9 protein-coding genes are annotated in these 11,828 nt (G+C 62.0%); 5 read left to right on the top strand and 4 right to left on the bottom strand.

Annotation, left to right across the window (positions count from 1 at the left end; genetic code table 11):
- Positions 1–4 precede the first annotated feature (4 nt).
- Both XH92_RS28335 and XH92_RS28330 read left to right on the top strand, forming a co-directional pair.
- The gene (locus XH92_RS28335) at positions 5–787 is read left to right on the top strand and encodes a cyclase family protein (RefSeq protein ID WP_194455052.1); all 783 of its coding nucleotides are present in this window, start codon (positions 5–7) and stop codon (positions 785–787) included.
- Positions 788–843: 56 nt separating this feature from the next.
- Positions 844–2,001, top strand: coding sequence for an ABC transporter substrate-binding protein (locus XH92_RS28330; protein ID WP_194455051.1), 1,158 nt, complete (start codon positions 844–846; stop codon positions 1,999–2,001).
- A gap of 85 nt (positions 2,002–2,086) precedes the next feature.
- Here the strand turns inward: XH92_RS28330 and XH92_RS28325 are convergent, their stop codons facing one another.
- Positions 2,087–2,593: a MarR family winged helix-turn-helix transcriptional regulator gene (locus tag XH92_RS28325; RefSeq protein ID WP_194455050.1), complete on the bottom strand. Its 507-nt coding sequence runs from the start codon at positions 2,591–2,593 to the stop codon at positions 2,087–2,089.
- Between the two features lie 369 nt (positions 2,594–2,962).
- On the opposite strand from XH92_RS28325, the gene XH92_RS28320 reads away from it, so the two are divergent.
- Positions 2,963–3,199, top strand: a complete 237-nt coding sequence (locus XH92_RS28320; RefSeq protein WP_194455049.1) for a hypothetical protein — start codon at positions 2,963–2,965, stop codon at positions 3,197–3,199.
- A gap of 128 nt (positions 3,200–3,327) precedes the next feature.
- Here XH92_RS28320 and XH92_RS28315 read toward each other — a convergent pair whose 3' ends face one another.
- The 3 genes from XH92_RS28315 to XH92_RS28305 are packed head-to-tail and all read right to left on the bottom strand — an operon-like array spanning position 3,328 to position 9,717.
- The gene (locus XH92_RS28315) at positions 3,328–6,216 is read right to left on the bottom strand and encodes an NHLP bacteriocin export ABC transporter permease/ATPase subunit (RefSeq protein WP_194455048.1); all 2,889 of its coding nucleotides are present in this window, start codon (positions 6,214–6,216) and stop codon (positions 3,328–3,330) included.
- Positions 6,213–8,414 (bottom strand): NHLP family bacteriocin export ABC transporter peptidase/permease/ATPase subunit, encoded by a 2,202-nt coding sequence (locus tag XH92_RS28310; RefSeq protein WP_194455047.1) that lies wholly within the window; start codon positions 8,412–8,414, stop codon positions 6,213–6,215. Before XH92_RS28310 ends, XH92_RS28315 begins: the two co-directional genes overlap by 4 nt.
- Positions 8,407–9,717, bottom strand: a complete 1,311-nt coding sequence (locus XH92_RS28305; protein ID WP_194455046.1) for an NHLP bacteriocin system secretion protein — start codon at positions 9,715–9,717, stop codon at positions 8,407–8,409. The genes XH92_RS28310 and XH92_RS28305 overlap by 8 nt, the downstream gene beginning before the upstream one ends.
- 107 nt (positions 9,718–9,824) lie before the next feature.
- On the opposite strand from XH92_RS28305, the gene XH92_RS28300 reads away from it, so the two are divergent.
- Both XH92_RS28300 and XH92_RS28295 read left to right on the top strand, forming a co-directional pair.
- Positions 9,825–10,352, top strand: coding sequence for a hypothetical protein (locus XH92_RS28300; RefSeq protein ID WP_246787668.1), 528 nt, complete (start codon positions 9,825–9,827; stop codon positions 10,350–10,352).
- 378 nt (positions 10,353–10,730) lie between these two features.
- On the top strand, positions 10,731–10,961 hold the full coding sequence (locus XH92_RS28295) for a Blp family class II bacteriocin (RefSeq protein ID WP_194455045.1): 231 nt from the start codon (positions 10,731–10,733) through the stop codon (positions 10,959–10,961).
- Positions 10,962–11,828: the final 867 nt, after the last annotated feature.

The raw sequence follows: 11,828 nt of genomic DNA, 5'->3' as shown, positions 1-11,828 counted from the left end.
GACGATGCAAAGCAAGAATCTCCTGGAGCTCGCAGCTGCGGTCTCGTCCGGCGCGGTGCGCGTCGTCGACCTGACCTTTACGCTCAGTCCGGATTTTCCGGTCATCGTGCTGCCGCCAGAGTTTGGCCAGGCAGCTCCGGTCCGGATCCAGGAGATTTCGCGCTATGACGGCCGCGGTCCGGCCTGGTACTGGAACAACGTGACGTTCGGCGAGCACACCGGCACGCATTTCGACGCGCCGATTCACTGGTTCACCGGCAAGGACCTGCCGAACAATTCCGTCGACACGATGCCTGCCAAGGACATGATCGCTCCAGCGTGCGTGATCGACTGTTCTGCCGGGGCCGCGCAAGACCCGGATTTCCTGCTGACCGTTCCGCTGGTCGAAGCCTGGGAGGCGAAGCACGGTCGGATTCCCGAACGCAACTGGGTTCTGCTGCGTACCGACTGGTCAAAGAAGGGCTGGCGCGATTACGCGAACCTCAGGGATGATGGGGCGCACACGCCGGGCCCGAACGTGGCCGTCATGAAATGGCTGGTGGAGCAGCGCGGCATCATCGGCTTCGGCACCGAGACGATCGGCACCGACGCGGGGCAGGCGGGACATTTCGAGCCGCCTTATCCGGCGCATCACTTCCTGCACGGCGCCGGCCGGTATGGCCTCCAGTGTCTCTGCAATCTCGATCAGCTTCCTGCTACCGGAGCGGTCATCGTGGCTTCACCCCTGAAGATCCAGAACGGCTCCGGCAGCCCGCTGCGCGTGATCGCGTTGGTTTCGGCGAACTGAAGCGAGCGATGGCGCTTGCCCGACAGAAGAAACGCAAATCAAGAAAGACAGGTGCCATGATCTCGCTGAAAACCGTGCTGGCTTCTGCCGCGCTGCTTGTCGCCGTTCCGCAGGTCGGGCAGGCGGACATCCTCGTCGGATTCGTCACCGGCCTCAGCGGGCCGGTATCGTCGATCGGGATTCCGAACGCAAAGGGACTTGCGGCCGGCGAGGCCTATGTCGGTGAAGTCGGCGGTGAAAAGCTCCGCGTCATTCAGCTCGACGACGGCTCCGATCCTACCGCGTCGGCGCGCAACGCGCGCAAGCTGGTCGAGCAGGAGAAGGTGGACATTCTGATCGGCACGTCGGGCGCGCCGCAGACGCTGGCAATGGCGACGGCCGCAATCGAGATGAAAACGCCGATGATCGCGGTGTCGCCGATCGCGGCGGTGCCGCCCGGCGATGGCGGGCCCTGGGTGGTGCAGACGCCGCAACCGACGCCGTTGCTGGTTCAGGGCATCGTCGACCATATGAAGGCGCGAGGGTTGAAGACCGTCGCGTTCATCGGCTTCTCGGATGCCTTCGGCGACCTCATGTACGACTCGCTGTCGCAAAGCGCCAAGGCGGCCGACATCAAGGTCATCGCCAACGAACGATACGCCCGATCGGATTCGTCGGTGACCGCCCAGGTGCTGCGCGCGTTGGCGGCCCGTCCCGATGCCATCATGCTCGGCGGCACCGGAACGCCGGGCGCGCTGCCGGTGATCGCCTTGTCCGAGCGTGGATACAAGGGACCGCTCTACGGCAACCACGGACTGATCAGTGCCGATTTCCTGCGGCTCGCCGGCAAGGCCGCCAACGGAATCATCTGTCCGACCGGGCCGGTGACCGCGGCCGAGCAGCTTCCGGCCAGCAACCCGATCCAGAAGGTTGCCTTGGATTTCCGCGCGGCGTTCGAGAAGGCGAATGGCGAGGCGCCGACCGACTCGTTCTCATCTTATTCCTTCGACGGCTGGCTGGTGCTGGCCGATGCGGCCAAGCGCGCAATGGCGACCGGCGCCAAGCCGGGCACGCCGGAATTCCGCACCGCGCTGCGCCAGGCGCTGTTCACCACCAAGGAACTGGCGGGGACGCAGGGCGTCTACACTTACACACCAGCGGACAGGCACGGCGTCGACGCGCGCGCGCGGGTCCTGGTTCAGATCGAGGACGGGAAGTACAAGCTGCTGCCCTGATTGAGCGGCGGGATTGCGCCGGAGCGCGATGTGCGGGCAAACACCGGCAAGACAATGGAACGGGGCAGTGCGATGCCGACGTCAGCTATGGCTTCTGCATCGCGTCCCTGACGGCGCCCTTGAGCTCGTCGAGCTCACCCGTCAATCCATCGAGCCGGTCGGCCGGGAATCCCGCCAGCAGCTCGGCCAGCCATGAGCCATGGCTCTTGGCCATGCGCCTGAACGCCTTGCGGCCCTCGACGGTCATGCACACGATCTGCACGCGCCGATCCAGCGTGGAGGGCGTGCGGGTGATGTAGCCGTCTTCGACCAGACGATCAACGATAGGGGTAAGGTTTCCGGCCGAAACCATCAGGCGTTTCGGCAGCTCACCCAGCACCAATCCACTGGGCTCGCGGTCAAGCTGGGCCAGAACGTCGAAGCGCGGCATCGTGAAGTCGAATTCCTCGCGGAAGCGGCGCCGCAGCTCGCCCTCGATCAGGGTCGTGCAGGCAAGCAGCCGAAGCCAAAGCCGTGTCTGAGCCCGGTACTCGGCCTCCTGATCAGCCCCGCTCTTGGGCGAAACAGGTGGGGACTCCTTCGCGACTGCCAAATCAACCTCCTGCGGCATCCGGGCCCCGCTGAAGGCGCCGACCTCGATGTCGTCGAAAAGATAGTTCGTGCCAAAAGTAAATTCAAGGCTCGTTCAAGGAGCCGCGAGCCCGCTTGCCGATGCATGGAATTCGCAGCGTGTTGCGCCGAACGGCGATCGCCGCGGTTTTCCAACAGCGTCTTGGCGATCCGCTGGTCGGCGCAGATGATTTATACTTAAAATAAATATGATCGTCGAACTCAGGAATGAAAAACTCCTGCCGCGGCGCAAACCATGCGTGACGTTGACCACGGCGGCTAGCCGGATGACCCCGTATGCGTGTGGTCACGGCTTGAGGGGATGGTCCCTCCCGAAAACGGGAGAATGGCTATGAACAAGTTCGACCATGAAATGTCGATGGAAGCCCTCGATCGTGTGGTCGGTGGTGCGGACGGTGACGGCAATGGCACCGGCACGGATAACGGGGTCACGGCCTGGTTCGCGGAATCAAGCAGGTCATCGGCGCTCTGGAAGGCATCGTCAAATCAATTTGGCCCTTCTGATCTTCGCCGGGATCGGCAATGTCACGCGATCGGCGATGCACGACGCTGTTTGGTGAATCAATGACTTGCTGCGAGGCGGTTGCGCAGCAAGTTGCCGCGCGTCATCCTTCCCCACAGCCGGCGTGCACAGAACCTGTGAGTTGGTCGCCTCTTGCGACCACGGTGTGATAAGCAGGCCGATCGGCCAATTGGCTAGACCACAAGCTGTCTCCGCGCGAACTCTGCAAATGGGCCGGTTCCACTCGTGAGCTCGTCATAGCTTCCCGATTGCACGATCTTGCCACCGACCAGCATCACGATTCTATCCGCGTGGCGGATTGTGCTCAGCCGATGAGCAATAACAATCCGCGTGACATTCAGCCGCTCCAGCGAGGCTCCGACGATCGCCTGGGTCTGGTTGTCGAGCGCGCTCGTTGCTTCGTCAAAAAGCAGGATGCGTGGCGAACGTGCCAGCGCGCGTGCGATGAGGACCCTCTGGCGCTGTCCACCCGAGAGCGTATTGATGCCTTCCGCAACGAGCGTGTGCATACCCATCGGCATTTGCCGAATATCGGCATCGAGCGCCGCGAGCCGCGCGGCCTCCCAGGCTTTGTCCAGCGTCAGGTCGACGCCGCCGCAAATGTTTTCGTATAGACTGCCCGTTGCCAGCTTGGTGTCTTGCAGTACAACGCCAAGCTGGCGGCGCACGTCGTTGGTCTCAAGCGTGTTCAGCGCCTTGCCGTCATAGAAGATCGTCCCGGCCTCCGGTCGTTCGAAATCCAGCAGCAATCGCAACAGCGATGATTTTCCGCTGCCCGAAGGGCCGACAATTGCCACATACTCTCCCCTCGAAACACGCAAGGTAATGTCATCAAGAACCGTAGGTCCACCCTCGATATAACGGAAGGTGACGCCGGAAAACTCGATCTCGCCTATCAGCTCGCCTGCGGGCCGCCGATCTTCGGCGATCTCGGGGGCAGTGGAGAGAATCGGCTTCATCCTGGTGAGATGGGGGATGACCACCAGCGATTCGCTCATGCTCGAGGCAAAGTTGCCGATCGCTGCCGTGGTCTGTCCGAACGCGGAGAGGAAACCGAGAAAGGCGCCGAGATTGGCCAGGAGCTGACTGTTGGTGCGCGAGGCGACCGCAAAAATGATCAACGCGGCTAGAAGGGGGAAGGCCGTCTCGAACACGACCAGAACGTTGGCCGCTAGCTGCGAGGCGATGAAGTAGCGCTTCTGAACGGCGAATTGTCCCGACCATCGCGCCAGTGCGCGACTTGCGGCGTTCGCCACGCGAAGCTTGCTGACGCCGGCGATCAGTTGCAGCACAAAACCGCTGACCTTGCCTTGCAGATTAAAGTGCTTGCTTTCGTAGTGGATTCGCACGGCGCTGGTCACGACGATTGCGGTCGCCCGGAGCGCGATCAGCAGGAGCGCGATGCTGCCGAGCCTGAGGTCATAGTAGAGCATCAGCCCAATACTGAACATTCCGAACAGGGCCGATGTGAAGCCGCGTAAGGTCCGTCCGGTAACGATCTGGCGCATCGCCTCAATACCCATCGAACGGTCGACCAGATCCCCGGTCGTATAGTTGCGAAACAGCGACGCCGGTAACCTGAGCAGTCGATCGATGAGGGCTGCCTGGAGCTTGTAATCGAGGAGGCCTTCGAGCCTGAGCGCGACCAGTCCCTGCATTCCCTGCAGTCCGGCTATCGCGATCGCGGTGACAGAGAGCGCTGCCGCGCAAACGACGAGCTGGTCGATCTCCGTGCGGGGGATCACGGAATTGACCAGCAGATTCGTCAGCAGCGGCGGTATCAGCGACAGCAACCCGATGGCAATGATCGCGAGGGCCATGCGGACCATGCTGGCGGACAGGCCTTCGGCCGCGAATGACAGCAGATCACGATAGCGAAGCGGGTGCGCAGGCAGGGCTTTGTAGAAGCTGACGGCTTCCGGTGCGAGAGCGTTTGCAATCGAGCTACTGACCGACTGCCGCCATCCCCGCTTCGGATTGATCATCTTGTAACCGCCGCGCCGGTCACGGATCAGAGCGACCGGGTCGCTTTCGGGCCCATGCCACCCCAGCAGGGGGCCGGCATCGGAGTTCCACCAGCGGTCGCGCAGCTGGACGCGGCGAATTCGTAACCGCGATGCACGCGCGACCTGCAGAATGTCGCTGAAACTCTGGCCTGCGGGATGCGTTCGGCTCGCATGAATGATGGAGCTTCCCGATGCGTCTGCAACGAGGCGGCAACTGGCGAGCAGGGGATCGCTGGCATCCAGCTCGACCTGCGCCCGACCGGTTGGTGCGGTGACAACTTCGGACAGACGCTCGAGGGCATCCAGCGTCCGCGCACGGATCAGTTCGGCTCGCCGGGCGAGTTGCTGCCGTTCAGACGACCTTTCATGTCGAAGCCGCCGCTCCAGACTGGCGGCAATCGCGACATGGAAGCGGTCGAGGGCCGACCAGACCAGAGGCAATTCAGGCGCCGTCGGCTCCGCCATGATCATGGCGCCACTTTCGCCGGCTTCCAGCCAGACCTCGGCTGTGAGCGGAATGAAGGGACCTCCCGCCTCGAGCTCGAGGTCGAGATCCAATATCTTCACGCCTCCTGCTTCGATGCGGGCCCACACGATGCTTCGCTTTGGGCCGCGGCAACGCTCACCTGGGCGCAGTTCACTCGTTTCGCCGCCGATCAGTTCGGAAGCGTTGCCCCATCGGGCCGAGTCGGCCGCGAGCGTCGACAGCCGGGCGATCCAGCCGGACATGCGATCGGTGGCGATCTCGTTTCGCGGGACTGTGATGATCTCCGCGTCAGGGCCCCCGACTGCTATGATCTGCAGCTCAATCGCTGACCTTTCAAAAGCAGTGTGCAGGTCCAGTATCACTTCGCCAATTTCACATCGAAGCAGATGATGTCGGACGCCGTCCGTCTCCACGGCGAAGATATCGACATGACCGGCGCTCACCTCCAGTGCCCGGTCGCGCTCGTCGAGGAGAATGGGATGCCGCGGATCGATCGCCGCGCGGCGAGGGGCGGGGGCCGCAATTGGCCTCGCGGTGACAACCTCATTCCTGGTGTCGGGGTTACTCATTCGCTTGTCACGAGCCTTGCATAGGCGCCCTGGCGCGCGACAAGTTGTTCGTGGGTGCCGCGTTCCACGATCCGCCCATGCTCCAGCACGACGATTTCGTCGCAATCACGCACCGTGCTCAGGCGATGTGCGATGATGATGCAGGTGCAGCCTCGGCGTCGCAGGTTGTCGTCGATGGCCTTTTCCGTGATCGGATCGAGGGCGGCCATTGCTTCGTCCAAGACGAGAATCGACGGATTGCAGACCAACGCGCGAGCGATCTCGATACGCTGGCGTTGCCCCCCGCTGAAATTGCCACCGCCCTCATTGACGTGGCAGTCGTAATTCCCTGGACGCGTGGCCAGGTCGTGATGGATCAACGCATCCCGCGCGGCGGCGATCAAGTCGCGCTCATCCACCGTCGAATCCCAAAGGGTCAGATTGTCGCGCGCGGTCCCCTCGAACAGAAAGATGTCCTGGTCCACATAGGAGATGGAATTTGCGAACTCCTGGGATGGAAGGTCCGCCAGTTTCCATTGATCGAAGCGAATTTCTCCCGCCCATGGCTCGTACAGCCCGCAGATCAGTTTACCTAGCGTCGATTTTCCACTGCCGGAGACACCGACGAGCGCCACGCGCGATCCCGCAGGGATCGCCAGCGACAGGTCGGCCAGCAGCGGGGGTTCCAGAACCGAATAGCCGAAGCTGATGTTGCGAAGCTCGACCCTGCCGGCAAGCTTTGGTGGAACGTTATCGATGACGTTGCCGAGTGGCGTGGGCCGGAGCGGGTATTTGCGAATATCCTCGAGCCGCTCGAGCGCTCCCTTGATGGTCTGCAGGCCGCCGAAATAGTTGACGAGATTCTCGAATGGTTCCGAGAAGTTCGCTGCGAGGGATTGGAAGGCAACCAGGCTGCCAAGCGTCAGCGAGCCTTCGATAACCCTCAAACCACCGAGCCCCAGGATCGCGGCGACCATCAACCCGGAGAGTAGCGTCGGCATCATGTCCAAGACGATGGCCGACGCACCGAGCCTCTGTTCGGCGTTCAGATTGTTGGCCTGAAGGCCCGCCCATTTGCCAAATGCATCATCCTCGAGGCCGCTCGCCTTGATGGTTTCGATGGTGCGCACCAGGCCCACCGTGGCGCCCAGAAGCTTGCCCCGTTCAACCGCGAGCCGGTAGCTGAACTCCTGGCGTCGCGCCCCAACCAGGCGAAGCAGCAGAACGTTCAGCAAGGCGATCGCGACGCACAGCACCGTCAGGCTGACGTCATAGACCGCCATCGCGCCGGCAAACAGCAACACCGACGTCAAGCTGAGCGCGTTCATCGTGATTCCGCCGGACAACAGGCGTGCGACCTGCTCGTTTGATGCGACGCGGCTTGCAACGTCCCCGGCATGGCGCTGGGTAAAGAATTCCAGCGGCAGTGCCATCACACGCCAAAGGAAGCGGCTGGTCATGACGACAGAGAGCTTGGCCTGCAACCGTAACAACACGGACTGACGAACCGCGACCATCACCGCGCGACAGGCCGCCGTCAGCGCCATTCCGATCAGGAGCGGCATGAGCCAGCGATTGTTGTGCTGGATCAGAATGTCGTCGACAAAAATCTTGGAAAAGCCTGCGGCAAGGATATTGGGAACGACGAGCACGATACTCACGATCACCAGCAGGACAACCGCCGCTCTTGAATGACGCAATTCTTGCAACAGCAGCGCGATCCCGTTGGGCTTGCTGCCGACCATTTTGAACTCTTCACCGCGCTCGAAGACCAGCACCACTCCGGTGAAGGCAAGATCGAGCTCGGCCAAGCTGATGCGTCTGCGGCCGCTCGCAGGATCGTTGATATAGGCGTACCGGGCCTTGATACCCTCCAGGACCACAAAATGATTGAAGTTCCAGTGGATGATGCAGGGTGTCGGAAGCGTGGTCAGCGCGGGCGGCTCGACACTGTACCCTCTTGCAACCAGGCCATAGCGCCGCGCCGCCCTGACAATATTGCTGGCCTTGCTTCCGTCGCGCGATACGCCGCAGGCAATGCGGAGCTGCTCCAGGGGAATCCAGGCGCCGTGATAGGCGAGAATGATCGCGAGCGCCGCAGCGCCGCATTCGACCGCCTCCATCTGCAGGACGACAGGGGTCCGCTTCACCTGCTTGCGCAGCAGTCCCGATAGGCGACCGCGCCGCGCGTTTGCCGACGTTGGAGGGGGCTTATCCATCAATTCCCGTGAGGTGCCTGATCAAGGGGATCACCAGATCGAGCGGCCGTTGCCGCCGAGTTGTGATTTCCGCGCGCGCCAGGGTTCCGCTCGTCAAATGAGTGGCGGGCCCATTGCCCACGGCCCAGCGATAGCCCGTCGCGGTGGAGTCATCCTCCTGAAGAGCTACCTCAGCGGCATATGGCGCGCCGTTGTGGGAGAAGCGGGACACCAGGCTTTCATTGTGCAGCGCCGCGCTGATGCCCTGAGGCGTCATCGGGAAGTCAGAGACTCTCAAGACCGTGCCCAGCATCATGCCAAACTCTTCGCGCTTGACCATGCTAGGCTCGAGATGAACCTGCATCCCCGGCTTGATCTGCTTGCCATGTTCAGCCGGGATATAGACGATGGCCTGGAGCTTGCTGCCTTCGCTTTCGATCTGGACCACGGGCATCCCGACCGAGAGTACCGAGCCGGGAGAGATCTTCACTTCGAGGACACGGCCTTCCATCGGACTGAGGACCTGTGTGTTTTGGCTCAACTGCTCCGCGGCTGCATTCACCTGCCGGCGCGCTTCGTTCAGGGTGAATTCGGATTGCTGAACGTCGCGTTCGCGCTGTGTCTCCAGGTCGGTCTTCTGCGCCTTGAGCTTGAGAATCTCGTTCTGCGCGTCGAGGCGGCGTTGCTGCGCATCGCTCAGTTCTTGCCGCCGGTCCTCCAGATTGCGTCGTGTCGTGTAGCCCTTCGCGAGCAAACCTTCGAGGTTCTTGACGTCAACTGCGAGATAGTCGACGCGCTGACCCGTCGCCTTGATGACCTGTTCGAGGGCGGCTTCGAGCTTCTCGAAATTCTGGCTCTTGGCGGCGAGCTCGGCCGCGACCTTCGACTTGAGGTCGGTATATTCGCGCTGGCGCTCGCGGAATACCTCAACCGCCGCCTTGTGCTTCTGTTCAATGTCGGTCTGAACGATCTGGGCGATCGGCTGACCAAGGTCGACGTGGTCGCCCACCGTGACCGCAACGGACTGCAGCCGGCCTGCAGCGGCCGACACCGCGTCGACCACCTTGCCACCGTTGCTGATCAGGATCCCTTCGCCGGAGACGCGGGTCGGCACGCGCCCGAAAATGCTCCACACGACCGTGGCCAGCACGGCAACGAGGACGACGGCCGTGACAATCCAGTCGGCAGGCTTGGTGATGACCACGAGCTGATCAAGCTGCTCGGGAGAGGCCGCGCGATCGATCGCCGTCGCCCGAAATGCCCGTTGCGGCTCGGAGGTCGCACTCCTATTCTCCGGTTGTCCGAGCGTTTCCGAGGTGGACATATCAGCACGCAAAGGACTGAATTGATTGAATGAATATGCCGGCATCTTCGCATAGATCAGAGGAGGTCACAACAATGGCCGGCGCGAAAACCGGCGGCAGGCCTTGAATGGGCACGCCGAGCGGAAAGAGAAAGCGGTTGTTTGCAGCGCACGCGCAGCGGGCCATGCTCGTCACGAGTGTAGCGCTGGGCTTGCTATGGTCTTCCGTGTCACGGGCCGGGATCCTTTCCGAGAGCGACCTCAAGCAGGCGGAAAGCCTGAGGCCGTTGTTTGCGAATCTGATGTCCGATCTCGTTGAGACCGCTAAGCGCTCGGACGTGCCGAACGGGGACATCGTGTGCGTCAACTCCACGATCCGTGAGCTGCTGCAGATTTCCGACGAACTCGCCAGTTACGAATATCTGATCACGATGGAGAAGGATTTGACCGACGTCGGTGACGACAATCCGTTGCGAGGTGTCGTCAAGTTTGCGGTCGATAAAACCAACGTCATTCTGACCGGCGAGAGAAGGCGGCTGGTTCAGTTGTCCGAGCAATGCAACAAGAATCCGGTCGGGTTTGGAAAGGCGCAGGAGGCGTTGAGGGTCATCGACACGACGACCGGAATCCTGAATTCCATTCGCGAGCGCCTGTAACGCGTCGCGCGTTTGCTGACGCCGAAAGCGGGATCTGCCGGCGGGTCCGTGGTCCCTCATGTGCGCGCTCCTTCGTGTTTTCCGCCAAATGTTCGGGACGGACCGTCCCTTCGTGAACTCCGCGCAGCACAATAGATCTGCCATTCAGATCGGGCGTGATCTGCATCACGAGGCGGGATTGTGCGCGATGACGGGCCGGGTTTCGACGCGCGACGTTTGTTTCGCCCCCTGGAGCCCGCGCGGCCCAGAACAGCCGGCTTGATTGCAGTGGGGTTCAGCTGAAGTGACAATCCTCACGGAAGCCTCCGGGCAGCAGAGACATGCTGCGCACTGGTCACGGGATGGTCCCGCACCATGAACATAGCAAGGAGGACTGAGATGACGCGTAACGTGAACGACAATGCAGACACCCGCGAGCTTTCCATCGACGAACTCGACGCGGTGGCCGGCGGCAAGTGGAGCTGGGGAGATTTCGCCAAGTCGCTGTTGGGCGGAGGAGTGACGGGCGGCATGGGTGGCGCGGCGGTTGGCGGCATCGGCGCCGTACCCGGTGCCATTGGCGGCGGTCTCCTCGGCGGGATCGGGTACTGCATCAGCCAGATCTTCTGAGCATCCCGTTCGACCAAAGCGAGACCTGGGCGCGCCCGCATCACGGGTTTCGCTTTGGCGGCGGGCATGAGCTCAGCAGGCAGAAGCCCAACAGATGAGAGGAGCATACCATGCAGAAAATTCGTGAGTTGACTGGAGAGGAGCTCGAGTCCGTGTGCGGTGGAAGCCGCAGTAATGGCGGAACCGGCGGCTCGGCTGTTTCCGATTTCATAAATTGGCTTTTGGGCCAACTTCACATTCCCACCTCGTCGGGAGGACCCATTCGGAGCTAGCTCAAGCCTGGCTCGTGCCTTGGGCTAGCGGAAAGGGATCAATGGATGCGAGGTCTCAGAAGCGAGGACCTCGCATTGTTTTTCAGTGGTAGTGCGGCAAGTCGATCGTTCACCGCTGTACCTCAATCGGCAACAGCATCGACGATACCGTTGAAAGTGCGGGTTTGCATCGCCCGTGCGGGCTGCGTGATCAAGGTCACAGCGAGCTGTTCGTCGATGCGGCAAGCTGCACCTGGATGGCAAGGATCATCCGTTCACCCTAGACAGATGGAGTTGATGATGAGTGCATACCAGAATGAGCATCAGACGGTCCGTCCGCTGTCCGATGAGGAATTTGAGTCCGTGACCGGCGGTTGCTTCGGAATTCCGGTTTCCGACGGTCATGGAGGGGTCATCTATGTCTCTCCGACTATCGGGCGTGGTCCATGGCTTCCGACCGGCGGCACCCGACCGACCTTCCCTACGGGTGGTCCGTTCGGGCCGTTTCCGGCCTAATCAACGGGGGGCTGGATGTCAGAGCCGGCACTGCCAACAACGCCGGCTCTGAAGTCGCGCATGAGCCGGACGGCGAAGCAGCTCAGCGCGATAGCGCTGG

This window comes from Bradyrhizobium sp. CCBAU 53421, assembly GCF_015291625.1.
Taxonomy (GTDB): Bacteria; Pseudomonadota; Alphaproteobacteria; order Rhizobiales; family Xanthobacteraceae; genus Bradyrhizobium.
This window is presented reverse-complemented; position numbering and strand designations above follow the sequence as displayed.